Source organism: Streptomyces meridianus (genome assembly GCF_023703325.1).
In the GTDB taxonomy this organism is placed as follows: domain Bacteria; phylum Actinomycetota; class Actinomycetes; order Streptomycetales; family Streptomycetaceae; genus Streptomyces; species Streptomyces meridianus.
In genome coordinates this window covers 15,559-42,216 of the sequence record NZ_JAMQGM010000051.1, presented here as the reverse complement: position 1 = coordinate 42,216, position 26,658 = coordinate 15,559, and the positions used below count along the sequence as shown (strand labels likewise).

The following is a 26,658-nucleotide window of genomic DNA, read 5'->3' as shown; positions in this document are numbered from 1 at the left end:
ACACGGCACCGGGCCCCGGCCGCCGGTGCGATCGGCGGCCGGGGCCCGGTGAGACACGGGTGACCGGTGTTGTCCTGCGGGGTCACAGCCCGTCGCGGGGGAAGGTCAGGTCCCAGTCGCGGGAGAACACCCGCTGGGACCCCTCGTACCCGTCGAGCGTCGCGTGGAGCTGGAACTCCTTCTCGTTGGAGCGCAGTTCGGTCCGGGTCACGGTCCGCACCTCCCAGTCACCCCGCCGGAAGCCCATCGTCCACTCCGATTCGCCGCGCACCGAGTCGAACTCGTCCGCGACGGCCTCGTAGCGTTCGTACGCCCGGCGGCTCACGTCGAGGCCGATCCGGTCGTAGCGCACCGTTCCGGCGTCCTTGACGATCTCCAGCCCGGAGGTGTAGTCGACGAGGTCGCGGGTGACCTTCCAGCTCTGCTCCTTCGGGCTCACCTGGGTGGTGGGCACCGGCTCGCACCCTTCGGCCTCGCCGAACGGCTCCGCCTCCGGCTCCTCGATGTCCGCCGGCCGAACCGGCAGCGTCAGGGTGCTCGACCCCGCCACGACACCGAGCAGGACCGGCTTCGGCGGCGGCCAGGCCAGCGGCCAGTACGACGTGGACAGCGACAGCCGGATACGGTGCCCCGGCGGGAACGCCTGGGCCACGCCGTTGAGCCGGACCGTCGCCCGGTAGCGCTCACCGGGCACCAGCTCCTCGGGATGGTCCTGGCCGTTACGGTGCGTCAGGTTCAGCAGGCCGTAGCAGACCCGGGTGGCTTTTCCGTCCGGAGCCACGTCGGAGAGGCGAGCAGCCACCATGGCGATCGGCTCGGTGACCGTGAACTCCAGCTCCACCGTCGGTGAACCGAGGATCTCCACCCGCTCGGGGAGCGCCTCGGTGTCGAACACCAGCGAACCCCCGTCCTCCTCGCGCTGGTCGTAGGGCAGGTCCGGCGGCGCGTTGTACGACGCCCACTTGCCGGCGAACTGCCCGACGGACAGTGGCGACTGGACCGTCAGCTCACGTTCCGGCACCGTCTCGCCGGGATCCGCGATCCGGTGCGCCCCCAGCGGGCGCACGACCTGTTCGATGCGCGGGGAGGGCCACGTCGGTTCCCCGACCCAGCGACCGGGCCGTTCCTCGTAGGAGGTGGACGGCGGAACGCTCTCCTGCATCCACGAGCGCAGCATCGGGCCGTCCATGGCGCCGTTGTCCGCGTCCTTCAGCCAGTGGTCCCACCAGCACACGACCTCCTGCAGGTAGCCGATGGCAGGCCCGGGCTCGCCGAGGTGCGGGTACTTGTGCGACCAGGGGCCGATCAGGCCCCTGCGGGGGACGTCCAGGTTCTCCAGCAGCCGGGTCACGGCGTTCGAATAGCCGTCGGCCCAGCCGCTGGAGGCGAGCACCGGGCACTGCACGTCCTGGTAGTTCTCGCACACCGAGGCATGCCGCCAGTAGTCGTCGCGCCGCTGATGGCGCAGCCACTCCGCGACCCAGGGACCGTTGGCCTCCAGCCGCTCCAGCCACATCTCCCGCCAGCGCTCGCCCACCACGTCCGGGTCGGGCGGGCAGGTCGAGTACGCGAACATGGTGCCCGCCTCGCCCAGGTTGTCGGACAGCAGGCATCCACCCCCGTAGTGCATGTCGTCCCAGTACCGGTCGTCGGTGAACGACGACAGCACCACGGCCTCCAGGCTCGGTGGCCGGCGGGCGGCCACCTGGAGCGCGGCGAACGCGCCCCAGGAGATGCCCATCATGCCGTTCCGGCCGTTGCACCACGGCTGTTCGGCCAGCCAGGCGAGCACGTCCTCGGCGTCCTGCTGCTCCTGCTCGAGGTACTCGTCGGTGAGCACTCCCTCGGAATCACCGGTTCCGCGGATGTCCACGCGCACGCAGGCGTATCCGTGGCCGGCGATGTAGGGATGGTGAACGGAGTCCCGGACCGACGTCAGGTCGCGCTGACGGTACGGGATGTACTCGAGGATCCCGGGGACGGGATCGGTGTCGGAGGACGCGGGCCGCCAGATGCGGGCGGCCAGCCGGGTGCCGTCCGACACCGGGATCCGGACGTCCTCCTCCTCCACGGTCTCGTAGGGGAGACCGGTCGCGATACGCATGCCGGGTCACTCCTTTCCGGGCGCCACCTCGTCGAACTCGAAGCGCAGTGCCTCGGTGACGCGGTCGTACTTCCTCTTCATCTCCTGCTCGCTGTCGGCGCCGGCAAAGATGTGGGCGAGCTCGAAGCTGTAGCTGTCCTGCCCGGGCATGTCCGAGAGCCGCACACCCTGATCCGGCACGATGTCGATCTTGACGCCGGGGATCTCCTGCTCGATGCGCTCGATCTCGTCCTTCGTCGGCACCCGCGTGACGACGCCGTCCTCGAAGCGGCGGTAGTACCACTTGGCCGCCACCTCGAAACGGCCCTTGCCGTCGGGGAGCTGCGGGTCACGGCCGAGAGCGAGGCTGATCATGCAGTGGTGGTTGGGCACACCGTCGACGAAGTCGAACATCTCGGCGTGCGACTGCGAGTGACGCGGGTTGATCTCGAGCAGGTTGACGTCACCGGTCTCCGGGTCGTGGAAGAACTCGATGCTGAAGGTGGCGTTGTTCATGCCGATCTGCGCGATGACCCGCTCCGAGACGTCCCGCAGCCGACTGCAGACCTCCTCCGGGAGCGCGGACGGGTACTGGTGGCGCAGGAAGGTCGAGCTCTGCGGGTAGTTGATGGAGTCGAGCACGCCGTAGACGTGGACGTGTCCGTCGTGGACATAGCCCTCCACCGCGACCTGGTCGCCCCGGAGCGACTCCTCGGCCAGACATGCCTGACCTCCCGCCTCGGCGATCTCCTCGGGCAGGTCGACGTGGTCCAGGATGTACTCGAAGGGCCTGCCCACCCGGCTGACGCCCTCGCGGATCTCCGCCACGGCCTCGCGGAACTCCTGCTCGTTGCTCACGCCGAACGCAAGTTCCGAGGAGAACGACTTCACCGGCTTGAGCCACATCGGGAACCGCATGCCCTCGGGCACCTGCGGCTCGCCCTCGAGGTTCACCAGGCCGAACCGCGGGAGTTCGTCGATGACCTTCCGCTGCTCGATGCGGCTCCAGTACTTGTGCTCGCACTTGACGACCGACTCCAGGCTGGTTGCCCTCAGCCCGCGCCGGCCCGCGAGGATCGGCACGATGGTGCTGACGGGGAAGTCCCAGTAACCCACGATCGCGTCGATGCTCCCGTCGAACGCGTCGAGCTCCTTCTCGGCCTTCTCGATCAGCATCGGCACGTCGATCTCGCCGTGCTGGAGTTCCTCGACGTCCAGCAAGGGATGGAACCGGTACTCCGCGGCGTGCGGAACGTTGTTGAGGGTGTCCAGATTGGTTTCGTCCATCCCGATGACGAAGATGTTCGTGCTGCTCATGCTGCTCCCTCGGTCGACTGCACGCGGCAGTGGCGTGATGGGGGGTGTTGCCGACCGTCTGTTCGCCGCATTGCCGCGGTATGCGGACGATCTCTCAAACATCGGGTGAGGATCTTCACAGCGGCGTGTCACGCGGTTCGCGGGCACATGTCCGCGAACCGCGGCGGGACCACGGCGGTCTCGCGGCGTCGTGGTGCCCTGCGGACGGCGGGGCCCGCGGTATGCCCGCCGGGGGCTCCCGTTCGTGCGGGGGATCTGCCGGGAAGCCGCGGCGTCCGGTGTCTTCAACGCGGCCGGGGTTCCCCGGCAGGATGACCTTCGTCCGGCAACGTGCCGGCCCGGTGATCCGGCAGCGGAAGGAAAGAACGTTGAACGAGCTGCTCGGGCCCGGAGTGTGGGGCGTCGTCGCCACACCCTTCAGCGGTCCTTCCCACGACATCGACCGAGAGAGTCTGACCCGCCTCGTGCAGCACTACGAGCGGATCGGCGTCACCGGGCTGACGGTCCTCGGGGTCTTCGGCGAAGCGGCCCGCCTCTCCGCCGCCGAGCGGCGCAGCGTGCTCGAAACGGTCACCGCCGCCGTCCGGCTGCCGGTGGTCGCCGGGATCACCGCGCTGGCCACCGCACCCGTCCTCGACGAGGCCCGGGTCGTCCAGGAGGCGGCCGGCGACCGGCTCGCCGGGTTGATGGTGCAGGTCAACTCGCCCGATCCGCAGGTCCTCACGGGCCACCTGTGCGCGGTGCGCGAGGCCACCGGAGCACCCATCGTCGTCCAGGACTACCCCGGGACGTCGAAGGTGCAGATCCGCACGACCGATCTGGTCCGCGCCGTCCGGGACACACCGGGCGTGGCCGGCGTCAAGGCCGAGGCGCCGCCGACCCCGGCGGCCGTGGCGGCGCTCACCGCCGAACTGGACGTTCCCGTCTTCGGTGGCCTCGGCGGACTGGGGCTGCTCGACGAACTGGCCTCCGGGGCCGCCGGGGCCATGACCGGATTCTCGTGCCCGGAAGGGCTGCTGGCCTGCGTCCGGGCATGGAACCTCGGCGGCTACGAGGCGGCTCGCGACGCCTACCTGCCGTATCTGCCGCTGGTGAACTTCGAGGCCCAGGCCCGCATAGGCCTGGCCGTCCGGAAGGAGGCCGTCCGCCGGCGCGGGCTCATCCGGGAGTCCGCGGTCCGCCCGCCGTCCGCCGCGATGCCGGCCGCTCTCGGCCCGCAACTGGACCGGCACCTGTCAGGTGTGCCGTGTGCCGTCCGGAAGAACGACTGAGGACGGCCCACGGCAGGGGGCATACGGGGTTCGCGCGCAGCGCGCGCCGCAGCAGAGCGGCCGTCCAACCGCGCGGAACACCGCTGCGAAGCAGACCGGTTGACCGCTCCCCACCTCGGCGGCGTCCATGACGGCGGCCCGCTCGGCGTCGTCCTTCCGGCTCCGCCGGCAGGAATCCGGCTCTGGGCGGCTGGGGTCGCGGTGAACCGCGACCCCAGGACCGCACCGACCGCCGCGGCACCGAGGACGTTGCCGAACTCGGCGAGCGTTCCGTGGCAGCGAGTCCCGGCGGCGCCGCCCGCAAGGCCACGTCGAGCGGCCCGTAACCGACGAACTGCGGATACCGGGTCGACAGGAACAGCGCTTCCCGGTGTCAACGGCCCATGACCAGGCCGTCCTTGTCCGCACCCCGGGAGAGCACGGCCTCCCGGACGGCCCGGACGTCGCTGCTCCGTCCCCCGGACCCTCCGCCGGGAGCAACCACCCGGATCGGCGGCCCCTGGTCGGCGATTTGGGGAATGAACTCGGCCTTCTCCACCGTCCAGCGCCCGCCCTCGTGTTCGGGCCCGGCGAAGGTGAAGCGCGCCAGCGAACCCTGGTCGCCCCGCGGGTCGTGGGCGCCGGCGTGGTTGATCATGCTCCCGGCCAGTTGGTCCCCCATCCCGTAGACGACCCAGGTGCCGTTGACCTTCTCGTACGGCTGCGGCACGTGGTTGTGGGTCCCGAGGATGAGGTCGATGGCGGGCCCCCCGCCGCTCCTGGCCGCGGTCAGGAGCCGGGCCAGGGAAAGCTGTTGCTCGTCCGGGGCCTGCTGCCACTCCGTGCCCCAGTGCAGACTCACCACCACCACGTCCGCCCCGGCCTTCCGCGCGGCACGGGCGTCGGCGACGATGCGCTTCTCGTCGATGAGATTCACCGTCCACGGGCGGTCCTCGGGGACAGGGATCCCGTTGGTGCCGTAGGTGTAGGAGAGATGCCCCACCGTCGCCGGGCCGGCCCGCAGCAGAACGGGACGGTCGGCCTCGTCGGCCGAACGGGCCGAGCCGGCGTGCCGTACCCCCGCTTTGTCCAGCGCGCCCAGCGTGCGTTCCACTCCGGCGGTTCCCGCGTCGAGCGTGTGGTTCGAGGCGGTGGAGCAGCCGTCGTAGCCGGTGTCCGCGAGCGCCTCGGCGACCTGTGGCGGGGAGACGAACATCGGATAGCCGGTGAAGGGGCCGCCCTCCGGTCCGTACACCGTCTCCATGTGGCACAGCGCGAGGTCGGCCTTCGAGACGATCGGTTTCACCCCCGCCAGCATCGGCCGGAAGTCGTGATCCGGTTCCGCTCCCTGTGCGTCCTGGTGCGCCTGGCGTATCACCGAGTCGTGGGGGAGGACGTCCCCCGATGCGATCAGCGTGAACCTCCCCGCCGCCGAGTCCCCCGTGCGTCCTGCCGCCCGTTTCGCGGCAGCCCCCGTCGCCGAGCCGCTGCGCTGCCCGTCCGGGGGCGAGGAGCATCCCGCCACCAGGGCCAGCAGGGCCACAGCCGCACCGACGGATATTCCACTGCGCATCGCCATCGACCGACTCCCGTGGTTTTCGCATCATCTGTCACTCATGACCTAAATGCGGCTTCGGGTGGGTCGCGAGGTGAGCAGGTCCGGTCAGGGGAGGGGACCCGTGCCCGTGCCCCCATGGGCGGCCATGACGGCCGGGCCCATGACGGCCGGGCAGGAGGGTAGACGGGACCCAGGAAAGGAGTGTGAATTCGTAGCGGAAGTCGGCGGGGCGGCTTGGGGAAGCCGCCCCGCCGCACGTGGCCGCCGCAGGCGGCGGGCGCCCCGCCCCGTGCGTCGTCGCGGGGATGCCGGTGACCGGAATCACCCCTGGTCATCCCTGTGGCCGGGGTAGTGTCTCCCGCGGGGTGGCCCGATATCCTTGTCATGCAGCAAGCTGTCGCCGTTGACGGCGGCAGCTTCTTGTCATGTGCTCCTCGCCGGGGCGCACACCCAGCTGGGCACCTGGCCCGTTACAACTCTGGCGGTGGGGATGGACATGGCTCTGGGAGCCGCGGCGCATGCCGCGGTTTCGGAACCGAGGGGGGAGCAGGACGAGTTGGTCGTCCTGCTGATCGAGGACGACCCGGGCGACTCCCTGCTCGTCGAGGAACTCCTGGCCGACAGTCGCATCTCCGCCCGTCTGACCTGGGCGCCGTCCCTGGGCGAGGCATGCCGCCTGCTCGAGCGGAGCGTCCCGCACTGCATCCTGCTGGACCTCCACCTGCCCGACGCCCAGGGCATGGACGCGCTCTCCCGCATCCTTGAGGTGTCCCCCCGCGCCCCCGTCGTGGTGCTGACCGGCCTCGCCGAGGAGAGCGCCGGCCTGGCCGCCGTCGCCGCGGGCGCCCAGGACTACCTGGTGAAGGGCCGGGTCGACCCCGAACTGTTCGGACGCACCGTCCGCTACTCGATCCAGCGCAAGCAGGCCGAGCAGGCCGCGGCGGCGCTGCAGGCCGAACGGCTGAGAGCTCAGGAGAACGCCCGTCTGGAACGGGGACTGCTGCCGTCGCCGCTGCTGACCGGCACCGAGGTCGAAGTGGTGGCCCGCTACCAGCCCGGACGCGCGCAGGCGCTGCTCGGCGGGGATTTCTACGACGTCGTGCAGACCCCCGACGGCATCATCCATGCCCTCATCGGGGACGTCTCCGGCCATGGCCCCGACGAAGCCGCGCTGGGCGTGTGCCTGCGCATCGCCTGGCGCACCCTGGTGCTGTCCGGGACGAGCGGGCCGGTCGTCTTCCGCCGCCTGGAGCAGATCATGACGGCCGAGCGCTCCCGCCCCGAGCTCTTCGCCACCGTCTCTTCCATCGCCCTGGAACCCCGGGCCCGCCGGATGCGGGTCATGCGGGCCGGCCACCCCGGGATGCTGTTGCGACGGCCGGCGGGTCCGGACAGTCCGGAACCCGGCGTGGACCTGCTCGAGCCCGATTACGGCCCCGCCCTGGGTCTCGTTCCCGGCTACACCGGCTGGCCGCATGAGGATCTGGAGCTCCCCCCGGCCGGGGCACTGGTGCTCTTCACCGACGGGCTGTTCGAGGGGCGCACCACGTCCTCCGGTACCCAGCGGCTGGGCGAGACCGGACTGGTCGATCTCGCCCGGAGGCACGCCCACCTCTCCGGCCCGCACTTCGTCGACTCGGTGATCAACGAGGTCGAGACGATCGCCGCCGCCGGCGGCGGTCTCGCCGACGACGTCGCCGTCGTCCACATGGAATGGAAATGACACGCATGGCCGATTCCGACGACCGCGCCCCGCAAGCCCCCGCCCGCCCCCGCCGCAGTTTCCGCAGCAGGCTGACGGTGCAGGCATGGTTCCACCTCGTGATCCTGGCCATGGCCGCGCTCATCCTGACCAGTGCCGGTGTCGGCGCCGTGCTGCTGGACCGGACGACACAGGAGACCGACCGGCTGATCGGCCGGATCGAGCCCGCCCGCGTCGAGGCGCTCCGACTGAAGACCGCGGTGATCGACCAGGAGACCGGCCTGCGGGGCTACCTGATCACCCGCGACGCCGACTTCCTCCGCCCTTACCGGCAGGGCGCCGGGGCCGAGCGCGGTGCCGTCCGCCGGATCGAGCCCCTCATCGGCGGCAGCAGCCGTCTCGAGGGCGACCTCGACCGAGTCCGGACGGCAGTCGCCGACTGGCGGCGGAAGTACGCCGACCCCCTCGTCGCCACCGTCGCGGACGGGAAGAAGCCGGACGTCCGCCGCGTCGAGGAGGGCAGGCGCGCATTCGACGACCTGCGCGCGCTCTTCACCGTGCAGAACCGTCACCTGGAGCAGGCGTCCGCCGACGCCCGCGAACGGCTGGCCGAGGCCCGCACCGTGCGCGACCTGATGCTCAGCGGCCTGGTCCTGGTTTTCCTGCTCTGCGGAGTCGCCCTCGCCCTGCTGCTGCGCTCGGCGGTCGTGAACCCGCTGGCCGCACTGCGCACCGCGTCGCGACGCGTCTCCGCGGGGGAGTTCGAGCACCGCATCCCGGCACACGGACCCCGTGATCTGCACGAGGTCGCAGAGGCAGTGGAGGAGATGCGCTGCCGGATCGTGGCCGAGCTCGCCACCTCCCGCACCCAGCAGGACCTGCTCTCCCGCCAGACCGCCGAGCTCGACACCCAGACCGCCGAGCTGCGCCGGTCCAACGCCGAACTCGAGCAGTTCGCCTACGTCGCCTCCCACGACCTCCAGGAGCCGCTGCGCAAGGTCGCCTCCTTCTGCCAGCTGATCGACAAGCGCTACGGCGACCAGCTGGACGAGCGGGGTGGGCAGTACATCGCCTTCGCCGTCGACGGGGCCAAGCGCATGCAGGTCCTCATCAACGACCTGCTCACGTTCTCGCGGGTGGGCCGGCTGGACGACGCGCGCGAGGGAGTGGCCCTGGACGGCTCCCTGGACAAGGCGCTGTCCAACATCGGCGCCGCGATGGAGGACTCCGGGGCGCGTCTGGAACGACCCGCGTCGATGCCCGAGATCACCGGTGACCCCACCCTGCTGACGATGCTCTGGCAGAACCTGGTGGGCAACGCCGTCAAGTTCCGCCACCCCGACCGGGTGCCCGAGGTGCGCATCAGCTGCGAGCCCGGCGCGGACGACAACTCGTGGGAGTTCACCGTCAGCGACAATGGCATCGGCATCCCGCCCGAGTTCGCCGACAAGGTCTTCGTGATCTTCCAGAGGCTCCACGGCCGGGACGCTTATGGTGGCACCGGCATCGGGCTGGCCCTGTGCAAGAAGATCGTCGAACACCATGGTGGCCGTATCTGGCTCGACACCGACGTCGACCAGGGCACGCGCATTCGTTTCACTCTCGTCTCACCTCAGGACCCGGACACCGAACCGACCGGCGTGGACGGCCCGGCGGACGAGCCCGCCCCGGAAGGAATATCCGCATGACAGACACCGAAGCGCGGCCCATCGAGGTCCTCCTGGTCGAGGACGACCCCGGTGACGAGCTGATGACCCGCGAGGCCTTCGAGGACAACAAGATCGGTAACACCCTCCATGTCGTCCGTGACGGCATGGAGGCGCTGGACTTCCTCTACCGCCGCGGCGAGTACGCCGAGGCCCCCACGCCCGATCTCGTGCTGCTGGACCTGAACCTGCCCAAGTACGACGGCCGGCAGGTCCTCGAGCGGATCAAGTCCGACCCCGACCTGAGCCACGTTCCGGTCGTGGTGCTCACGACATCCTCGGCCGAGGAGGACATCCTGCGCAGCTACAAGCTCCACGCGAATGCCTACGTGACCAAGCCGGTGGACCTGGACCAGTTCATCGCGGCCATCCGGCAGATCGACGAGTTCTTCGTCACGGTGGTCAAGCTGCCGCGTCGCTGACACCGAACCCGCCTGCGCGGGGCGGCCGGGTTCTCCCGGCCGCCCCGCGCCGTGTTGTGCCCGGCCGGTCACGCCAGGTTGTCGCCCCGGGTGACACGCGTCACTCCGTCTGGGTCCGCCCGGACCGGCCCCGGACCTCGAGTCGCCTTTCCGGCAAGCCAGTTGAGGACCGCGCCCCGGTGCAGACGGCGGGAGCCGCGGGCGTTCCACCGGAAATCGGACCGGTGCGCATGCATGCGGCCGGGCTCCCCGGGCACGGGACGGACCAGCAACCCGTATTCCGGTTGTGTCCGAGTCCGACCACCTGCAAGGGGGTGCCGCATGTCCACCGATGAACAAGAGGGTTCAGAAAGCCGCAGCGGAGACCGCATTTCTGCGCCTGCCGCCATGCGCAAGGCCGCCCGGCAGCTGTCCGAACTCCTCGGCTCGGATCCGGATTCCGTTTCCGCTCTCAAGCCGAACGATGACGGCTGGACCGCGGATGTCGAGGTCGTGGAGATCGAACGGATCCCCGAAACCTCCAGCGTCATGGCGACGTACCGCGTGACGCTCGACTCCCAGGGCCGACTCCTCGGATACGAACGCAAACGCCGCTACGCGCGGGGGCAGATCGACCGGTGACCACCGGATCGGACACCCCGCAACGCGGTTCCCGCGCATGTGATCACTGAAGGGAAAGCCCATGACTGTCATGCAGCAGCAGTCCGGTACGGCCGCCACGTCCGGCGGAGGTGGCGGCAATCTCTACGACGTCCTGGAACTCATTCTGGACCGCGGACTCGTCATCGACGCCTTCGTCCGCGTCTCCCTCGTCGGCATCGAGATACTCAAGATCGACGTGCGCGTGGTCGTCGCCAGCGTCGACACGTACCTGCGCTTCGCCGAGGCATGCAACCGCCTGGACCTGGAAGCGGGCCGCAAGGCTCCCAGCAAGCTCACCGAGCTCGCCGGAGAACTCACCGAGAACGGCGCCAAGGGCAAGTCGAAAGGGGCACTGAGCGGAGCGGTCGAGGCCGTCAGCGACTCGCTGTCCGGCCGGGATTCCGACTCCGACGACGAGCGCCGCAGGTCCACGAGCAGCCGCCGCACCACGTCCCGTCGGAAGGAGGAGGCGTAAGCCATGAGCACCTACATCTACGCCATCACCGCCGGTGACCACCCGGCCCGGCTCGACGGTCTCGAGGCCGTCGGGGCGTCCGGCAGTCTGCGCACCGTCGCGGGACGCTCCCAGAAGGCCGTCGTCAGCGACGCGCCGCCCGAACTGCGGGCCAAGCGGCGCGACCTCGTCGCGCACCAGGCAGTTCTGGAGCGCCTGCTCGAGGACGGGTCCGCGCTCCCGATGCGGTTCGGGCTGGTGGCACCGGACGAGCAGGCAGTCGTGGCCGCCCTCGACGAGAACACCGAGGGCTACGCACAGTCCCTCGAGCAGCTCCACGGCCGGGTCGAGTACAACCTCAAGGCCACCCGCGACCAGGACGACCTGCTGCGGGAGATCGTCGCGGAGTCCGAGGAGGTGCGGCAGCTGAACGAGGCGACCCGGGAGAACCCCGCGGCCCAGGACAACAAGGTCGCCCTCGGCGAACTGATCGCGCGTGAGGTCGAGCAGCGGGAGGGCCGGGAGGCCGGGGCCCTGGTCGACGCTCTCGCGCCCGCTGCGGTCGGCAACGTCCCGGGCGCTCCCGTGGACGGCCACTTCGTCAACGTGTCGTTCCTCGTCGACCGCACGCGGGCGAAGGACTTCACCGACGTGGTCCAGGCCGAGGCGGACCGTCGCGGCGCCGCCTACGAGCTCAAGCTCAACGGTCCCCTGCCCCCGTACAGCTTCGTCTGAACGAGACACAACCATGGGACTGATCACGCAGATCCTCACCTCCCCGCTCGCTCCCGTGCGGGGAACCTGGTGGGTCCTCGATCAGGTGGTCCTCACCGCCGAGCGGCAGTACTACGACCCGGCCCCTGTCATGCAGGAGCTGCGGGAACTGGAACAGGACCTGCTCGACGGACGGATCGACGAGGCCGAGTTCGACCGGCGCGAGGACGAACTGCTCGACCGGCTGGAGTGGCTCGAGGCACGGCAACGCGAACTCGACGCCAGATCCGGACAGGGCTGAGGCATGCCACCGCACCGAGCGGGCGGCCGCAGCGCGACCGAACGGGACCACCGACGGGCCGCCCGGCGCGCACCCGCGCGCCGGGCCCCCATCGAGGAAAGAGGCTGATTCACCGTGACCGAGCCCCTGGCAGGCCGCATGGGGTCCTCCCCCTCGCGGAGCATGGCCCCCTACGGCCAGCAGGGATCGTCGGCGAACCTCGCCGACATCCTGGAACGCGTCCTCGACAAGGGTGTCGTCATCGCCGGCGACATCAAGATCAATCTCCTGGACATCGAACTCCTCACCATCAAGTTGCGGCTGCTCGTCGCCTCCGTCGACAAGGCGAAGGAAATGGGCATCGACTGGTGGGAGCACGACCCGTCGCTCTCCTCGAAGGCCCGCGACGACCGGACGCAGGTCCGGCCGGCCGACGACCGTCCGCAGGTGCAGGCGGCGCCGGAACGCGATGCCCTGGCCGAGGAGAACGAGCAACTACGCGCGCAGATAGCCGAGTTGCGCGCCGCCACCGAGAAGAGGGACGGGGGCTGACCGATGGACCCGCTGCCCTACTCCGGTGACGGCACCCTGAGCTACGTGTACGCCGTCGGGCGGCCCGGCGCGGCTCTGGACAGCGCCGTGGCGGACCTCACCGGCCTCTACGGCGACCCGGTTCGCACGGTCGTCTCCGGTGGCCTCGCGGCCGTGGTGTCCGCCGTTCCGGCCCAGGACTTCGGCGAAGCCGGCCTCAAGGCCCAATTGGAGGACCTGGCCCGGCTCGAAGTGGTGGCCCGCGGCCACCACGCGGTCGTCGACGCGCTCGCAACCCGCACCACCGTCCTTCCGCTGCGGCTGGCGACCGTCCACCTCGACGACGCGAGCACCGGCCGGGTGCTCGACGCCTCCCGGACCGGATTCACCGAACTGCTGGACCGCCTCGACGGCCATGTCGAGTGGGGCGTCAAGGTGTACGCGGACCCGGAGGACGCGGTCAGCGCCGACCCCGGACCCGCCGTGATGCCGTCCGGGGGCTCCGAAAGCCCCGGCCGCGCCTATCTCCAGCGGCGCCGCGCACAGCGCAACACCCGGCAGAACGCCCACCGCGCCGCCCAGGAGGTGTCGGCCCGGGTCGCCGAAGCCGCCGCCTCCGTCGCCGCGGACCAGGTGGCCCACCGGCCCCAGCAGGGCGAACTGGCCGCCGGCCCCGGGGAGAACATCGCCAACGGCGCCTATCTGGTGCATCGTTCACGCACCGAGGGATTCCGGACGGCCGTCGAGGAGGCGGCTCGAGGGGCGAGCGGCGTCCGGGTCGAGGTGACCGGACCCTGGGCTCCGTACTCCTTCGCGAGTGTGACCGGGACCTCCGTTGAGCACTGACCCCGCCCGGTGGCCGCAGCAGAACGACGACGCCCCCCTCGGACGGCAGATCGCGCTGATCGACCTGCTGGACCGGCTGCTCAACGGCGGGGCCGTGCTGACCGGCGACGTCGTGCTCTCGGTGGCCGACGTGGACCTGGTCCGCATCAACCTGCGGGCCGTCATCCACTCCGTCACCCCCGACCAGCCCTCACCGTGGTGAGCGGCAGCCGGACCGCACGAGAGGGGAACTCCTGTGACCGACCCGCATGACCCCGCCGTCGACGCTGCGGCGCGGCCCGGCGACCACAACGACCCGGCGCGACCCGGCGGTCCGGGCGACCCGGCCGCCGCCCGGCGCGGCATCGACCAGGTCGTGGAGAACGCAGCACGGGCCTTCGACCTGCTGCCCGCCGGCCCGGAGGAGTCCCGTCCGGGGCAGAGCGCCGCGCAGCGGCTCAGGACGGACCCGGACACCGTCGAACGCGACCTGATGAAACTCGTGCTCACCATCGTCGAACTCCTGCGGCAGCTGATGGAGCGCACCGCACTGCACCGAGTCGACCACGGCGACCTGACGGAGGAACAGGAGGAGCGCATCGGCCTCACCCTGATGACGCTCCAGGACCGCATGGAAGAGCTCTGCGACCGTTACGGTCTGACCCTCGACGATCTGAACCTCGACCTGGGCCCGCTCGGCTCCCTCATGTGACGGCGACCGCCGAAGCGTGCCCCCGTCCCCGACGCCCCCATGCCGCCGAAGGGCACCGGTGCCTCGCGAGCTCGAGGCCCTTCATCCCACACTCCTTGCGTGGATACCCCGTGCTTCAGCTCGGGAAGGAAACGCATCCTCGCGGACGATCCAGTCCTGGATCTCCTCGGCGTGCCGCACCATCAGGTCGCCCGCGCGGCGCAGCACGGCCGCGCGCTCGGTGTACGGGGTGCGGGCCCAGGCCCGCCCGGCCTCGTGCGCCCGTGCGGCGGCCTTCGCGACGTCCTGCCCGTCGGCCAGCCCCACGCGTTCCAGGGTCTCGCCCGTGGCGGGTTCGACCACGGGCGCGTCGCCGCCGTGGGCGCGGGTCCAGCCGTCGATGCGGATGCTGCCGGACCAGATCCGGGGGTCGAGGAAGCTCATCGTGTGCTCCGTCAGTCGGGCTCCCGAGGGCCGGGAACGCTGGGGGACGAGGACGTTCAGGGGGCGAAGGCGGGGTCGGGTTCGACAGCCACCTCCAGCAGGTACGGACCGGTGCGTCCGGCGAGGGAGGGCACCAGGTCGTCGAGAGAGCTCAGCAGACCGTCCCGGTCGGTGACCCGGTGCGCGGGACAGCCGAGCGACCGGGCGATCCCGGACACGCTCACATCGTCGAAGGCCGGCCACGGCGGCGTGCCCCCGTGCTGTTCCGCGAGACGGTCCATGACCGCGTACCGGCCGTTGGCCAGGACGACGACGAGCGTCCCCACGCCGTAGCGCGCGGCCGTCCACAGCGCCTGGATCTGGTACAGCGACGAGCCGTCGCCGACCACAGCCACCACCGGCCGTGCCGGGTCGCCCATCCGCACACCGACGGCGGCGGGCACCGCGAACCCCAGCCCGCCCATGGCCGCGCTGAGGAAGCCCAGCGGGCGGCGGGCCGGGACGAGGGCGTGCAGGTCAGGACGGCTCGACGGCGTCTCCTCCACCACGACCGACTCGGCGGGCAGCCGTCCGGCGAGCGCGGCCAGCACGTGCGCGGCGCGCAGCGGCATGCCGTCCCGGGGAGGCTCCGGCGGGTTGCGCCGCGTGACCGTCGGCAGAGGGGAGCCGCTGCGGTCCGGCAGCCGGAGGGCGAGTGCCGCGCAGAACGCCGGCAGAGCACCGGCGGCTGGTCGGCCGCCGTCTGGCTGGAGGAACTGCGCGAAGCGGCGGGCGAGACGACGAATCTGCTCGTCCTCGACGGGCCCGACTCGTTCTTCCTGGACGGCGTCGACGGGCCGCACCCCCTGCGCGTGGCTCCCCGCACCGGGGACCATGTGCCGGCGTACGCCACTGCCGGAGGAAAGGCGCTGCTGGCCGAACTGCCCCCGGAGGCCGTCCGGATGCGCTATCCGCGCGGCCTCGAACGGCTCACTGCCGCGACCCTTCCCGACGTGGAGGCGCTGCTGACCGATCTGCTCGTGTGCCGGCAGCGCGGCTACGCGCTCAACCTCGAGGAGAGTGTCGGGGATGTCCACGGGGTCGGAGCTCCGGTCCGGGACCGGGCGGGGGCGTGCATCGCCGCGGTCACCGTGTCCGCACCGAGCACCCGCCTGGGCCCGTCCCGTGTCGACGAGGTGGCCCCGCTGCTGGTCCGCGCCGCGGCGGCCGTCTCGGCCCGGCTCCGCGCGCACCGGCCCCCGGGTCCGCGCCTTCCGGACCCCGTGGCCCCAGAAGGACCACCGGACACGCCCGAGGCCCGGTCCGGCACGTAGCGCTGTCCGCCGCGAGGCGGGGTCGGGGGGCATCCGGGGCGTGCCGGGGGCACCTCCCGGCCGAAGGCTGGGGGAGCAAGGCGGAGAGACGTCCTCGTAGTGGGCTGCCCGGAGGTTTCGGCGACGCAGCGGATGTGCGTGCCAGGCGCCCCCGGCCAGGCGGGATTTGCCGGGCAGGACCTAATCTGGCACTACGCACCTGTCCGACCCGTAATGCCGCATTCCTGCCTGGCGCGCCGGGAGCCGGACCGCCACCTGCGAAGGGACGGCCGTTGTGACGCACCGCACCGTCAAGGACCTCATGACCGACAAGGCCGTCAGCGTGCAACGCGGTACCACTTTCAAGGAGATCGTGGCCGTGCTCGAGGAGTTCGACATCACGGCCGTACCCGTCGTGGACGACGCGGGCCGTCCGCTGGGCGTGGTCTCCGAGGCCGATCTGCTGCGCAAGACCTCCGGAGGGTCCTCCCACTCCGCCCTGCTGCACCCCGAGCCCGGTGAGGCCGAACGGGCCAAGGTGGAAGCGACCACCGCCGAGGGCCTGATGACCGCCCCCGCGGTGTGCGCGCGGCCCGGCTGGACGGTCGTCGAAGCTGCCGCAGCCATGGAACGGCACCGGGTCAAGCGGCTTCCGGTGGTCGGCGACGGGGGCGAGCTGATCGGCGTGGTCAGCCGCAGCGACCTGCTGCACGTCTTCCTGCGCAGTGACCAGTCCATCCGCAGCGAGATCATCGAGGACGTCGTGGTGCAGACGCTCGGGGAACCGCCCTCCGCCATCGGCGTCGAGGTCGGCCACGGGCACGTGGTCCTCAGCGGTACCGTCACCCGCCCGGGCCTGGCCTCCGTCCTGGAACGGCTGTGCCGCAGCGTGGACGGAGTGATCGAGGTGGACAACCGACTCGACGCCGCGGGCGGCACCTCCTCCTGGTGATCACGGGCACACCCGCCGGCGTCCGGGAACCGGGGAGGCGCGCACCAGCGTCCTGTCGTCAGGATTGTCGCAGGTCACACCCGTGCGGTCCGGTGCAGCGGCCCGGAACGGGGGATGATGATCGTGACGCCCGGGTCGCGGAACGGCCCGGCACACCACCGGACATGAAGGAGAGCGGTCGGCGGCATGGGACGGGTACGGCACGCCTGGGCAGATCTGTGGGACCGATTCGCCGCATCCGACCCCGGTCTCATCCGGCTGCTGGCCGCGAGCACCACCGTCGGGGCGATCGTCCTCACCCTCGGCGTCCTCGCCCTCCTGGACACCCCCGTGCTGCTCATGGTCGCCGGGGGGCTGACCGCCATGGTCTCCACCTTCGCCATCAACGAACCGCAGCCCAGGGACCAGGCGGTCACGCTCGCACTGGCCCTCCCGGCGGCCCTCGCCTCGGTGACGCTCGCCGCGGGACTGCTTCCCTTCCGTTTCGTCTCCGACCTCGCCTTCGTCGTCGTCATCTTCCTCGCCGTCTACGTCCGGCGGATCGGCAAGCGCGGCACGAGCCTCGGCTGGATCGCCTTCCAGGTCTACTTCGTCACCGTCTTCCTGCGCATCGACGCCGGTACGCTGCCGCGGTTCTACCTCGTGCTGGCCATCGCCCTCGCCTCGAGCGCGGTGGTGCGCTTCGGCATCGTCCGGGTCACCCCGGAACGGACCCTGAAGCGGCTGCGCGGCGCCTTCCGGGCGCGCCTGGCGCGGGTCGTCGACGCCCTCGCCGACGTCGTGGAGGCAGAGATCGCGGGCCGGACGAGCGAGCAGCAGGTCGTCGGCCTGCACCGGCACACCGCGCGGCTGCACGAATGCGCCCTGATGATCCAGAACCGGCTGGAGGCCGGAACGGAGGACGCCCGGGTCGCCGCCCTGGTGCAGCGCCGCGTCGCCGAGGCCGAACTCGCCGCCGAACGCCTGGGCATCCACCTGCTGCGGGCCCTGCACCAGGACACCGGCGACCACACACTCACCCTGCACCTGCCCGGCCACCGTCCCGCGGCCGGTTCCCGGCCCGTCTCCGAACGGCCCGACGCGGCCGTCCTGCGCCGTCTCCACTCCGAACTGCGCGCCCTGCGCGTGCTGGTGAGCCGCATCGACGCCAAGCGGCCCGGCACCGGCCTGGCCGCCGTCCGCAACCGGCTCCTCGGCTACCGCGACGACGCCCGGATCCCGGACGCCGTCCCCGGCCTCCAGGACGCCTTCCGCGGTGTCGCCGACGTCGCCCGGGCCATCCTCGGTCTGCAACTCGCCCTGGAGGAGGAGGACGACAGCGAGGACGACAGCCCGGAGACCGCCCGTTCCCGGGAGGAGATCGGGGCGGAGGACGTCAGCCTCGCCCCCGAGAGCGACGAGGACGAGGTCGAACCCACCGGGCTCGACCGGCCCTCCACCCGGGCGGCCTTCCAGGTGGCCGTCGGCTCCGCGCTGGCCATCATCGGAGGCGAACTGATCTCCCCACAGCGCTGGTACTGGGCCGTTCTCACCTGCTGGGTCGTCTTCATCAACACCTCGTCCACCGGGGAGATCCTGGTCAAGGGATCCCGTCGGCTCGTCGGCACCGTCGTCGGAGTGGCCGCAGGGCTCGGGCTCGCCTCCCTCGTCGGGGACCAGCCCTGGCTGGCCCTCCTCCTCGCCGTCCTGTGCGTGTTCGCGATGTTCTTCACCGCGCCGGTGTCCCACACCCTGATGGCGTTCTTCGTCACCACGATGATCGGCCTGCTCTACACCCTGCTGCACAGCTTCAGTCCGGAGGTGCTCGTGCTGCGGATCGAGGAGACGGCCCTGGGCGCGGTCTGCGGCATCGTCGCCGCCCTCCTGGTGCTGCCGGTGCGGACCCGCCATCGCACCGATGAGCAACTGGCCGAAGTGCTGCGGCGGCTCCGGGCGATGCTCGATCAGGCCATCGCCCAGCTGAGCGGTGACCCCGCCGCCGACCTCATGGACAAGGCCCGCGAACTCGACACCGCGCTCGACGATCTGCGCGCCTCCGTCAAGCCGCTCATGCACCCCGTCAGCCCGCTGCGCACCCGACGGCGCAACGCCCGCTACATCATGGGACTCCTGGAGACCTGCGCCTACCACGCACGCAGTCTCGCGGCGACCGCCGAACTCGTCCCGGACAGCCTGCGGATCGGGGCCGACCCGCAGCTGCGGAAGGCGGCGCGGCGGATCGACGCCAACCTCCGCGCGCTCACCGACCACGTCGAGACCCGGGCCGGCGCACACACCGTCCTCGAGAGCGGGCCGAACATCGCCTCCCTGCTGAGCGCCGCCGCCGAGGTGGAACGCGGCACGGGCGGTGGGGAGCGCACCGACGGGGACAAGGTGACCCTGCGGGTGCTGCGTCACCTCCAGCGGCTGGACGAAGGAGTGCTCGGCCTGGCGCGGCCGCTCGGAGCGACCACCGCGGATGCGGAGGAGTCCCGGCTCGCGGAACGCGGTGGTCCGGTCGCCGACCCCGCCCGGTGACACGTCACCGGGCGGGGCGGCAATCGAACCGGCCGGGGAGCGGCCCGCAAGCCGGCCTGATCGGACTTCTGCCGGAACCCGGTCGTCCCCGTCGGTGCAGCCGGTGTCCGCGGCCACGACGAACCGCTTGACGGGCCGGCTGCGGGCCCGGGAAGAATAGCGGGGTGATCGCCATGGCACCGCAGGGTCCCGTCGACATCCCGCCCGCCGTCAGCGAGTTCGCGTCGGGACGGCCGGTGAAAGCCGTGTGGAAGAACGGACTCGGCGGCCTGACCTTCCGCGTCGGCTCGGGGGACACCCCGCATTTCTTGAAGTGGACGCCGCGCGGCAGTGGCATCGGCCCCTGCGCCGAGGCGACACGCCTGCGCTGGGCGGCGGACTGCACCGCGGTGCCGAACGTGGTCGGCACGGGCGCGGACGACACGGGGTCCTGGATGGTCACGGACGGCCTCCCCGGACGACGCATGGCCGTCGACGACCACTGGAAGCGCGACCCCGCGACCGCCGTCCACGCCATCGGTACCGGCCTGCGCGCCCTGCACACCCGACTCCCCGTCGCGGACTGTCCGTTCGACTGGTCCGCAGAGCAGCGCCTGAAGGCCGTACGGGCCCGCGCCGCGGACGGCCGGACCCTCCCGGCGGACTGGTCCCCGACCACCGTCACGTCGGCACGGTCGAGCATGCTCTCGGCCTCCTCGCCGACATCCCGCCGGCGGACCGGATCGTCGTTTGCCACGGAGACGCCTGCGCTCCCAACACCCTGATCGGCGACGACGGTTCGTGCAGCGGGCACGTCGACTTCGGCGCCCTGGGTGTCGCCGACCGCTGGGCCGACCTCGCCGTCGCCACCTGGGGCACGCAGTGGAACTACGGGCCCGGATGGGAGGAACCGCTGCTCGAGGCCTACGGGGTCGAACCGGACCCGGAACGCATCGCGTACTACCGGCTGCTGTGGGAGCTGTCGGACTGAGTCTGCGGCAACACGCCGACCGGATCGCACCGCAGCGGCAGTCCCGTCTTGGCCGCCCCCGTCCTGTGATCGGCGGGTGATCCGGCACGAAGCTCCACGGCGCCCGGGGCCACCCGCGGCCACGCGGTCCGGAACCCGCGGGCCACCTCCCTGCCCGTCGATCCGCGGGCACCGCCGGCCCGGCAGGAACCAGCGACCATGCCGCCGGGCTGCCCGGACGGGCACGAGGCGCCGGGGAACGCTGTTCCGTCCACCGTCCGGGGTGCGCAGCGGTCGCCGAGCGGCCCACCGCGACCCGGCTTAGATTTCAGGCATGGCCTGGAGACGGAAAGCCCACGTATCGTTCCGGCGGCTCACCGGCTACGAACTGCGCCGCGTGCCGCCCTGCCCCGCCCCGCAGGGCGAGCCGAAGCCGGCCCCCGCGCCGAGCCCGGCCCCCGCCCTGCCCGCCGACTACGACGACGAGGCGCGCACCTGCATCCACGCGGTCCGCCCCTACACGATGACCTCCCCCGAACGGCTCAACGCGGTCATCCTCGCCACTCGGTACGTCGCCGGGCACGGCATTCCCGGCGCCGTCGTCGAATGCGGCGTCTGGCGCGGCGGCAGCATGCAGGCCGTCGCCCGGACCCTGCTGGCCGCCGGCGACCCCAGCCGGGACCTCTATCTCTTCGACACCTTCGAGGGGATGCCTCCGCCCACCGAGAAGGACCGCCGCCGCGACGGCGAATCCGCCGCCGACCTGCTGGCCCGCCAGTCCAAGGACCGCCCCATCTGGGCGGTGGCCTCCCTGGAGGACGTCGAGGACGGCTTCCGGCGGATCCCCTACCCCGAGGAGCGCATCCACTACGTCCGGGGCCGGGTCGAGGACACCGTCCCCGAACAGGCCCCGGAGCAGATCGCGATCCTGCGCCTCGACACCGACTGGTACGCCTCCACCCGACACGAACTCGAGCACCTCTACCCGCGTCTGGTCAGCGGCGGCGTGCTGCTGATCGACGACTACGGCTGGTGGCAGGGGTCCCGGGACGCCGTGGACGAGTTCCTGGAGAAGACCGGCGCGCGCCTGCTCCTGCTGCGGATGGACGAGGGCCGCATCGCCGTCAAGCCGTGATCGTGGCGGCAGCGGTCGTGACCGGGGTTTCACCCGGCGAGTGAACGCCTGCGCCGGGCCGCGCGCAGCCCCCTGCCCAGACTGCGGTGGACGGCCGGCGGCAGCCAGTCCTTCGCCAGACGCCGCAGCCCGCCCCGGTTGCCGGACCGGGGCCGTGCCACTGCCGGCCGGTCCGGCCCGCGGTGGCGCGAGGCGGGCAGCCGGGGCGGCTGTGCCTTCCGGCCGTTGACGATCACGAGGCGGTGCCCGGCCACATCCTGCGTGGAGAGCCCGCAGTCGTCCCGGCCCCGGAGTGCGGCGACGAGCTTCTCCCGGAGCGGCTCGGGATCGCCCCAGGTCCCGTAGAACTTGTTGGGGCTGACGCAGACCGGCCGCAGCCCCTCCTCGAGCACGGCCTGCCAGGTCGCGCAGGCGACCCCCGGCGTGTGCTCGGACCGGTAGTCGTCGAGGACCACGATGCCGTCCGGCTGCAGAGCGCTGCGGGCGGCCGCGATGTCCGCACGCACGTGCTCGTACAGGTGGGAGGCATCGATGTGGACGAAGCGGCAGCTGCCGTCCGCCACCGTGCCGGGCACGGCCGAGGTCGGGGCCTGGAGCACCCGGGGCAGCTCGTCGCGGAACGCGAGGTAGTTCGTCTCGAACGCGCGTCGGCTGAGCGTCGCGTACGAGCCGCGCACCTCCGAGTCGTTGTCTCCGTCCGGGGCTTCGGACCCGAAGAGGTCGCAGACGGTGAAGCTTTCACCGGGGGCGAGGTGGCCGCCCATGAAGATGGCGCTCTTGCCCAGGTAGGCGCCCATCTCCAGCAGGTCGCCGCGGCGCTGCTCGCCTGCCTGCGCGCCGAGGATCCGGTCGAAGAGGACCACGTCGGTCGGGAAGAACCAGCCGGGCACGTCGTGGAAGGACCCGGGCGGGCGGACCGGGGCGGTCGGTACGGCAGGTGCTCGGGAAGTGAGGTGCGCATCGCTCATACGGACCCTTCGTAGTGGCCGGGGAATGACGCCGCACAACAACGGCTGACCGGCAGGCGACGACGGGGGGAAATCCCGGCTCGGCCACTCCCGCCTCGGCCCCCGGTCACCCCGGGTCATCGCTGCGAGCCGGCCCCGGGGGGAGCCGGCTCGCACAGGACGAGGGCCACGTCGTCCTCCGTGGTCGCGCGAGTGTGCGCGTCCAGGCGCTTGAGGAGGTCGTCCAGCACCGACTCGAGCGACGGAAGATCCAGCAGTGCGCGCAGATCGTCCTCCAGGGGGAACATCCGTCCGGCCGGGTCACGCGCCTCGGCGAGACCGTCGGTGTAGAAGAGCATCCGGTCCCCCGGCGCGAGACGCACGGTCTGCGGTACCGGGGCCGGGCCGAGTCCGAGCGGCAGCGACGGCTCGCCGGGGGAGATCAGTTCCAGCCGCCGTCCGAGCAGCGCCGGCGGGTGGTGCCCGCAGTTCGCCAACCGCACCTCGCCGGGCGTGAACTCGGCGAGGACCGCGGTGACGAAGTCCTCGGGGCCCAGGTGCTCGGACAGGTCGGCGTCCAGCCGCCGCACCACGCACGGCAGGTCCGGTTCGGTGTAGGCGGCGTCCCGGAAGGCCCCGATGGCGGCCGCTGCCGTGAGCGTGGCGGTCAGGCCCTTGCCGCGGACGTCCCCGAGCAGGACGCGCACCCCGTGGGCGCTGTTCGCCACGCAGTACAGGTCACCGCCGATCAGTGCCTCGTCGGTGGCGCAGCGGTAACGGGTCGCCACGTGCACGCCGCCGATCTCCGGCGGAACCCGGCCCAGTACCGCTTCCTGGGCCACCAGCGCGACCCGGGAAAGGGCCCGCTCGCGCACCGTGCGCTGCCAGGCGATGAAGACGGCGAAAGCGCCGCCCACCAGCACCACGAGCGTACGGATGATGCTGTCCGGTTCGCCGTATCCGGTGTTGAGGAAACCGAGCCCCAACGCCAGCGCGGTCGTGTAGCCGGCCACGAACGCGGTGCGTCCGGGGCCGATGCGCGCGCAGGCCAGCAGCGGACCGGCGACCAGCAGGCCTGTCAGGACGATGCGTGCGCCGGACACGATGTCGACGGCGGCGATGACGGTGGCCAGTACCAGGCACCCCAGCAGCCATCGGTCCTGCCCGGCCTGCGCCGCCCTCCTCCTGACCGCGCCATGGCGCAGAACGGACACGGCAGCCCCCACTCCAACGGTTCGGGCGGGCGGTGCGGGAGGCGTGCGGGGCGGCTCCGGCACTCGGATTCATCGTAGGCGCCGCCGCCGGGCAGCGCGCGCTCCCGACGCCCGGCCCGGCGGGTGTGCGTTGCGCACAACGGGCCGCGCCGGTGTTGACTGGTTCGGTGACCTGCCCCTTCTGCGCCATCGTCGCCGGCGAGCACCCGGCGAACAGCGTCCTCCGCGACCACGCGGCCGTGGCCTTCCTGGACACCCGGCCGCTGTTCCCCGGTCATGTCCTGGTCGTCCCGCCGCGGCACATCGAGACGCTGGACGACCTCCCGCCGGACGAGGTCGGGCCGTTCTTCACCCAGGTCCAGCGGGTCGCGCGGGCCGTCGAGCGCGGCCTGGACGCGGACGGCACCTTCGTCGCCGCCAACAACCGGATCAGCCAGTCCGTACCGCACTTCCACGTCCACGTCGTCCCGCGTCACCGCAAGGACGGCCTGCGCGGATTCTTCTGGCCGCGCACGCACTACACCGCTCCGGAGCACGCCGAGTCCGTGGCCGCCCGGCTGCGCCGGGCCATCGACTCCGCGGTGTGACGCCCTTCTGCCGGGTAGGGGCCCCTCGTTACGATCAACGTCGGCCGCCCGTCCCGTCGCGCGGAGCGAGCGGCCCCGCGCGGGTTTCCGGACGCACCAGGGACGGGAGAAGCGACGTGTCAGGCTACGAGGAGCAGTACCGCAGGAGCCTCGAGGACCCGGAGGGGTTCTGGCTGGAGGCTGCGGAGGCCGTCGACTGGGTGCAGCCTCCTGTCCGTGCCCTGGACGCCTCCCGGGCGCCGCTGTACCGCTGGTTCCCCGACGGCAGGCTGAACACCTGCCACAACGCCCTGGACCGCCACATCGCCGCGGGGCACGGTGAGCGGACCGCGCTCGTCCACGACTCGGCGTACACCGGCGAGCGGACCTCCTACAGCTACGCCGGGCTGCGCGACCGGGTGGCCCGGTTCGCCGGCGCGCTGCGGGCGCGCGGCGTCGGCCCGGGCGACCGGGTGGTGGTTTACATGCCCATGGTCCCCGAGGCGGTCGTGGCGATGCTGGCCTGCGCCCGGCTGGGGGCCGTGCACTCGGTGGTCTTCGGCGGCTTCGCCCCCCGGGAGCTGGCGGCCCGGATCGACGACGCGCGGCCGAAAGCGCTGGTGTCCGCCTCGTGCGGCATCGAGCCCAACCGGGTCGTGGAGTACAAGCCGATCGTCGACGAGGCACTGCGCCTGGCCGAGCACCGGCCGGAGAGCGTCATCGTCCTGCAGCGCGAGCAGGCGCCCGCCGAGCTGCGCGAGGGCGAACTCGACTGGGACACCGCCCTCGACGGTGCGGAGCCCGCCGCGTGCGTCCCGGTCCTGGCGACGGACCCGCTGTACGTGCTCTACACCTCGGGAACCACCGGACGTCCCAAGGGAGTTGTCCGGGACAACGGCGGTCACGCGGTCGCCCTCGCCTGGTCCATGGCGAACATCTACGGGATCGGGCCCGGGGACGTCTGGTGGACCGCCTCCGACGTCGGCTGGGTCGTCGGCCACTCCTACATCGTCTACGCGCCCCTGCTCGTCGGCGCGACCACCGTGCTCTACGAGGGCAAGCCGGTCGGCACCCCCGACGCGGGGGCCTTCTGGCGCGTCGCCGCGGAACACCGGGTGAAGGCACTGTTCACCGCGCCGACGGCGCTCCGGGCGATCAAGAAGACGGACCCACAGGCCGAGCACCTTGCCCGCCACGACATGTCCGCCTTCCGGACCCTCTTCCTGGCCGGTGAACGGCTGGACCCCGAGACGTACCAGTGGGCGAGCGCCACCCTGGGCGTCCCCGTCGTCGACCACTGGTGGCAGACCGAGACGGGTTGGCCGGTCGCGGCCAACCCCCAGGGCCTGGAACCGATGCCGGTCAAGCCCGGGTCCCCGACCGTCCCGGTGCCCGGCTACGACGTGCGGATCCTGGACGGCTCGGGCGCCGAGGTCCCGGCCGGCACCGAGGGCGCCATCTGCATCCGGCTGCCCCTGCCCCCGGGCACCCTCCCCACCCTCTGGGGTGACGACGAGCGGTACATCGACTCCTACCTGTCGCGCCACGAGGGCTACTACCTGACCGGCGACGGCGGCTATCTGGACGAGGACGGCTACCTGTTCGTCATGGGCCGCACCGACGACGTGATCAACGTCGCCGGGCACCGGCTCTCCACGGGGTCGATGGAGGCCGTCCTGGCGGCGCATCCCGCGGTCGCCGAGTGCGCCGTGATCGGCGTGCACGACCCGCTCAAGGGCCAGGTGCCGCGCGGTCTGGTGGTGCTGAAGTCCGGGGTGGACCCCGACCCCGGGAAACTGAGCGCCGAACTCGTCGCGGCGGTCCGGGAGCAGATCGGCCCGGTGGCCGCGTTCAAGCAGGTCGACGTGGTTCCCGGGCTGCCCAAGACCCGGTCGGGGAAGATTCTCCGCAAGGCCATGCGCGCCATCGCCGACGGGCGCCGGGAGCCGGTGCCCGCCACCATCGAGGACCCAGCGGTACTCGACGCCCTGGACCCGGTGCTGCGCCGTGCGCAGCAGTGACCGGTGACCGCCGGAGCGCGCGGTACGGACCCTGACCCGGCATGCGGCAGCTCCTCGGAGCGCGGTGGACATATTGCCTGATGTGCGCATCATGGGAGGGAGTCCGGCATAGGTGCATTGGTCCCGGTGTCGGGGCCCGAGTCAGGGAGATGGTCATGGTTGCCGAAGACCGGTACCGGCTGACCTTCGCGCACGCGCTCGACGCGGGCACCGACGAGGTCGTCGTCCACCGAACCGACGCAACGGGCCCGGGAGGCAATCCGGTCTACTGCGACGACAGCGGCATCCTGCGGGCCGAGATCAGCCCGCGCGGCGAGGTGCGGATGCTCGCCAGTGGCGGGCACCAGTCCCCGCGCCGCCCGACCGCCACGCATCTGGCCTGAACGGAGCCGCCGGGGCGCATACCGGCGCACGCCGCCGGGGCGCCGTGCATCCGCGCCTGCACT

General features: G+C 71.8%; 28 protein-coding genes. 21 read left to right on the top strand and 7 right to left on the bottom strand.

All coding sequences use genetic code 11. The features are described from left to right. Nucleotides 1-82 precede the first annotated feature (82 nt). Nucleotides 83-2,104 (bottom strand): CocE/NonD family hydrolase, encoded by a 2,022-nt coding sequence (locus tag M1E25_RS22695; protein WP_251418655.1) that lies wholly within the window; start codon nt 2,102-2,104, stop codon nt 83-85. 6 nt (nt 2,105-2,110) lie between these two features. Next, on the bottom strand, nt 2,111-3,400 hold the full coding sequence (locus tag M1E25_RS22690; RefSeq protein ID WP_251418653.1) for an ATP-grasp domain-containing protein: 1,290 nt from the start codon (nt 3,398-3,400) through the stop codon (nt 2,111-2,113). Nucleotides 3,401-3,768: 368 nt separating this feature from the next. Between M1E25_RS22690 and M1E25_RS22685 the strand changes: the two genes are divergently transcribed. Continuing rightward, nucleotides 3,769-4,671 carry a dihydrodipicolinate synthase family protein gene (locus M1E25_RS22685; protein ID WP_251418652.1) on the top strand — a complete coding sequence of 301 codons (903 nt, stop codon included), beginning with the start codon at nt 3,769-3,771 and terminating at the stop codon, nt 4,669-4,671. Between the two features lie 373 nt (nt 4,672-5,044). Here the strand turns inward: M1E25_RS22685 and M1E25_RS22680 are convergent, their stop codons facing one another. Beyond that, complete coding sequence (locus M1E25_RS22680) at nt 5,045-6,229, bottom strand: CapA family protein (protein ID WP_251418650.1); 1,185 nt, start codon at nt 6,227-6,229, stop codon at nt 5,045-5,047. 475 nt (nt 6,230-6,704) lie between these two features. Between M1E25_RS22680 and M1E25_RS22675 the strand changes: the two genes are divergently transcribed. The 11 genes from M1E25_RS22675 to M1E25_RS22625 all read left to right on the top strand — a co-directional run bounded on the left by M1E25_RS22675 (nt 6,705) and on the right by M1E25_RS22625 (nt 14,196). Then, nucleotides 6,705-7,931 carry a PP2C family protein-serine/threonine phosphatase gene (locus M1E25_RS22675; protein WP_251418648.1) on the top strand — a complete coding sequence of 409 codons (1,227 nt, stop codon included), beginning with the start codon at nt 6,705-6,707 and terminating at the stop codon, nt 7,929-7,931. A gap of 5 nt (nt 7,932-7,936) precedes the next feature. Then, complete coding sequence (locus tag M1E25_RS22670) at nt 7,937-9,598, top strand: sensor histidine kinase (RefSeq protein ID WP_251418646.1); 1,662 nt, start codon at nt 7,937-7,939, stop codon at nt 9,596-9,598. After that, complete coding sequence (locus M1E25_RS22665) at nt 9,595-10,038, top strand: response regulator (RefSeq protein ID WP_251418644.1); 444 nt, start codon at nt 9,595-9,597, stop codon at nt 10,036-10,038. Before M1E25_RS22670 ends, M1E25_RS22665 begins: the two co-directional genes overlap by 4 nt. 321 nt (nt 10,039-10,359) lie before the next feature. Next, the gene (locus M1E25_RS22660; RefSeq protein ID WP_251418642.1) at nt 10,360-10,659 is read left to right on the top strand and encodes a gas vesicle protein GvpO; all 300 of its coding nucleotides are present in this window, start codon (nt 10,360-10,362) and stop codon (nt 10,657-10,659) included. Between the two features lie 61 nt (nt 10,660-10,720). After that, nucleotides 10,721-11,155: a gas vesicle structural protein GvpA gene (locus M1E25_RS22655; RefSeq protein ID WP_251418640.1), complete on the top strand. Its 435-nt coding sequence runs from the start codon at nt 10,721-10,723 to the stop codon at nt 11,153-11,155. A 3-nt stretch (nt 11,156-11,158) separates the two neighbouring features. Next, entirely contained in the window at nt 11,159-11,869 is a 711-nt protein-coding gene (locus tag M1E25_RS22650; protein ID WP_251418638.1) for a GvpL/GvpF family gas vesicle protein, read from the top strand. Between the two features lie 13 nt (nt 11,870-11,882). Further along, nucleotides 11,883-12,149, top strand: coding sequence for a gas vesicle protein GvpG (locus tag M1E25_RS22645; protein WP_251418636.1), 267 nt, complete (start codon nt 11,883-11,885; stop codon nt 12,147-12,149). 138 nt (nt 12,150-12,287) lie between these two features. After that, on the top strand, nt 12,288-12,680 hold the full coding sequence (locus tag M1E25_RS22640; RefSeq protein WP_285831106.1) for a gas vesicle protein: 393 nt from the start codon (nt 12,288-12,290) through the stop codon (nt 12,678-12,680). 3 nt (nt 12,681-12,683) lie between these two features. Then, nucleotides 12,684-13,505, top strand: coding sequence for a GvpL/GvpF family gas vesicle protein (locus M1E25_RS22635; protein ID WP_251418632.1), 822 nt, complete (start codon nt 12,684-12,686; stop codon nt 13,503-13,505). Beyond that, complete coding sequence (locus M1E25_RS22630) at nt 13,495-13,707, top strand: gas vesicle protein (protein ID WP_251418630.1); 213 nt, start codon at nt 13,495-13,497, stop codon at nt 13,705-13,707. The genes M1E25_RS22635 and M1E25_RS22630 overlap by 11 nt, the downstream gene beginning before the upstream one ends. Nucleotides 13,708-13,848: 141 nt before the next feature. Then, nucleotides 13,849-14,196, top strand: coding sequence for a gas vesicle protein K (locus M1E25_RS22625; RefSeq protein ID WP_251418694.1), 348 nt, complete (start codon nt 13,849-13,851; stop codon nt 14,194-14,196). An 81-nt stretch (nt 14,197-14,277) separates the two neighbouring features. Here M1E25_RS22625 and M1E25_RS22620 read toward each other — a convergent pair whose 3' ends face one another. Next, nucleotides 14,278-14,619: an aldehyde dehydrogenase family protein gene (locus M1E25_RS22620; protein ID WP_251418628.1), complete on the bottom strand. Its 342-nt coding sequence runs from the start codon at nt 14,617-14,619 to the stop codon at nt 14,278-14,280. A 56-nt stretch (nt 14,620-14,675) separates the two neighbouring features. Then, nucleotides 14,676-15,230, bottom strand: a complete 555-nt coding sequence (locus M1E25_RS22615) for a thiamine pyrophosphate-dependent enzyme (RefSeq protein WP_251418626.1) — start codon at nt 15,228-15,230, stop codon at nt 14,676-14,678. On the opposite strand from M1E25_RS22615, the gene M1E25_RS22610 reads away from it, so the two are divergent. The 6 genes from M1E25_RS22610 (at nt 15,210) to M1E25_RS22590 (ending at nt 21,464) form a co-directional block, all read left to right on the top strand. After that, on the top strand, nt 15,210-15,932 hold the full coding sequence (locus M1E25_RS22610) for an IclR family transcriptional regulator (protein ID WP_251418624.1): 723 nt from the start codon (nt 15,210-15,212) through the stop codon (nt 15,930-15,932). The genes M1E25_RS22615 and M1E25_RS22610 overlap by 21 nt on opposite strands. A 274-nt stretch (nt 15,933-16,206) precedes the next feature. After that, nucleotides 16,207-16,863 carry a CBS domain-containing protein gene (locus tag M1E25_RS22605; protein WP_251418622.1) on the top strand — a complete coding sequence of 219 codons (657 nt, stop codon included), beginning with the start codon at nt 16,207-16,209 and terminating at the stop codon, nt 16,861-16,863. A 186-nt stretch (nt 16,864-17,049) separates the two neighbouring features. Further along, the gene (locus tag M1E25_RS22600; RefSeq protein WP_251418620.1) at nt 17,050-19,380 is read left to right on the top strand and encodes an FUSC family protein; all 2,331 of its coding nucleotides are present in this window, start codon (nt 17,050-17,052) and stop codon (nt 19,378-19,380) included. Nucleotides 19,381-19,553: 173 nt separating this feature from the next. Beyond that, nucleotides 19,554-20,144, top strand: coding sequence for a phosphotransferase (locus tag M1E25_RS22595; protein ID WP_372501324.1), 591 nt, complete (start codon nt 19,554-19,556; stop codon nt 20,142-20,144). Continuing rightward, nucleotides 20,084-20,350 carry a phosphotransferase gene (locus tag M1E25_RS25960; RefSeq protein ID WP_372501323.1) on the top strand — a complete coding sequence of 89 codons (267 nt, stop codon included), beginning with the start codon at nt 20,084-20,086 and terminating at the stop codon, nt 20,348-20,350. Before M1E25_RS22595 ends, M1E25_RS25960 begins: the two co-directional genes overlap by 61 nt. A 313-nt stretch (nt 20,351-20,663) precedes the next feature. Next, complete coding sequence (locus M1E25_RS22590; protein ID WP_251418616.1) at nt 20,664-21,464, top strand: TylF/MycF/NovP-related O-methyltransferase; 801 nt, start codon at nt 20,664-20,666, stop codon at nt 21,462-21,464. A 29-nt stretch (nt 21,465-21,493) separates the two neighbouring features. On the opposite strand, the gene M1E25_RS22585 is transcribed toward M1E25_RS22590, so the two are convergent. Together M1E25_RS22585 and M1E25_RS22580 are read right to left on the bottom strand one after the other, a co-directional pair. Further along, the gene (locus M1E25_RS22585; RefSeq protein ID WP_251418614.1) at nt 21,494-22,432 is read right to left on the bottom strand and encodes a class I SAM-dependent methyltransferase; all 939 of its coding nucleotides are present in this window, start codon (nt 22,430-22,432) and stop codon (nt 21,494-21,496) included. 116 nt (nt 22,433-22,548) lie between these two features. After that, complete coding sequence (locus M1E25_RS22580; RefSeq protein WP_251418612.1) at nt 22,549-23,625, bottom strand: PP2C family protein-serine/threonine phosphatase; 1,077 nt, start codon at nt 23,623-23,625, stop codon at nt 22,549-22,551. 167 nt (nt 23,626-23,792) lie between these two features. Between M1E25_RS22580 and M1E25_RS22575 the strand changes: the two genes are divergently transcribed. From M1E25_RS22575 to M1E25_RS22565, 3 genes are all read left to right on the top strand, one after another. After that, entirely contained in the window at nt 23,793-24,212 is a 420-nt protein-coding gene (locus M1E25_RS22575) for an HIT family protein (protein WP_251418610.1), read from the top strand. A 116-nt stretch (nt 24,213-24,328) separates the two neighbouring features. Further along, nucleotides 24,329-26,212, top strand: a complete 1,884-nt coding sequence (locus M1E25_RS22570; protein ID WP_251418608.1) for a propionyl-CoA synthetase — start codon at nt 24,329-24,331, stop codon at nt 26,210-26,212. Nucleotides 26,213-26,367: 155 nt separating this feature from the next. Next, a complete protein-coding gene (locus M1E25_RS22565; protein ID WP_251418606.1) occupies nt 26,368-26,595 on the top strand; it encodes a DUF6296 family protein in 228 nt (75 codons plus the stop codon). Nucleotides 26,596-26,658 lie beyond the last annotated feature (63 nt).

Coding starts and splice junctions, on each gene's coding strand:
- M1E25_RS22695 (WP_251418655.1), bottom strand. CDS start 2,104: ATGCGTATCGCGACCGGTCTCCCCTACGAGACCGTGGAGGAGGAGGAC.
- M1E25_RS22690 (WP_251418653.1), bottom strand. CDS start 3,400: ATGAGCAGCACGAACATCTTCGTCATCGGGATGGACGAAACCAATCTG.
- M1E25_RS22680 (WP_251418650.1), bottom strand. CDS start 6,229: ATGGCGATGCGCAGTGGAATATCCGTCGGTGCGGCTGTGGCCCTGCTG.
- M1E25_RS22675 (WP_251418648.1), top strand. CDS start 6,705: ATGGCTCTGGGAGCCGCGGCGCATGCCGCGGTTTCGGAACCGAGGGGG.
- M1E25_RS22670 (WP_251418646.1), top strand. CDS start 7,937: ATGGCCGATTCCGACGACCGCGCCCCGCAAGCCCCCGCCCGCCCCCGC.
- M1E25_RS22665 (WP_251418644.1), top strand. CDS start 9,595: ATGACAGACACCGAAGCGCGGCCCATCGAGGTCCTCCTGGTCGAGGAC.
- M1E25_RS22660 (WP_251418642.1), top strand. CDS start 10,360: ATGTCCACCGATGAACAAGAGGGTTCAGAAAGCCGCAGCGGAGACCGC.
- M1E25_RS22655 (WP_251418640.1), top strand. CDS start 10,721: ATGACTGTCATGCAGCAGCAGTCCGGTACGGCCGCCACGTCCGGCGGA.
- M1E25_RS22650 (WP_251418638.1), top strand. CDS start 11,159: ATGAGCACCTACATCTACGCCATCACCGCCGGTGACCACCCGGCCCGG.
- M1E25_RS22645 (WP_251418636.1), top strand. CDS start 11,883: ATGGGACTGATCACGCAGATCCTCACCTCCCCGCTCGCTCCCGTGCGG.
- M1E25_RS22640 (WP_285831106.1), top strand. CDS start 12,288: ATGGGGTCCTCCCCCTCGCGGAGCATGGCCCCCTACGGCCAGCAGGGA.
- M1E25_RS22635 (WP_251418632.1), top strand. CDS start 12,684: ATGGACCCGCTGCCCTACTCCGGTGACGGCACCCTGAGCTACGTGTAC.
- M1E25_RS22620 (WP_251418628.1), bottom strand. CDS start 14,619: ATGAGCTTCCTCGACCCCCGGATCTGGTCCGGCAGCATCCGCATCGAC.
- M1E25_RS22615 (WP_251418626.1), bottom strand. CDS start 15,230: ATGCCGCTGCGCGCCGCGCACGTGCTGGCCGCGCTCGCCGGACGGCTG.
- M1E25_RS22600 (WP_251418620.1), top strand. CDS start 17,050: ATGGGACGGGTACGGCACGCCTGGGCAGATCTGTGGGACCGATTCGCC.
- M1E25_RS22595 (WP_372501324.1), top strand. CDS start 19,554: ATGGCACCGCAGGGTCCCGTCGACATCCCGCCCGCCGTCAGCGAGTTC.
- M1E25_RS22590 (WP_251418616.1), top strand. CDS start 20,664: ATGGCCTGGAGACGGAAAGCCCACGTATCGTTCCGGCGGCTCACCGGC.
- M1E25_RS22585 (WP_251418614.1), bottom strand. CDS start 22,432: ATGAGCGATGCGCACCTCACTTCCCGAGCACCTGCCGTACCGACCGCC.
- M1E25_RS22565 (WP_251418606.1), top strand. CDS start 26,368: ATGGTTGCCGAAGACCGGTACCGGCTGACCTTCGCGCACGCGCTCGAC.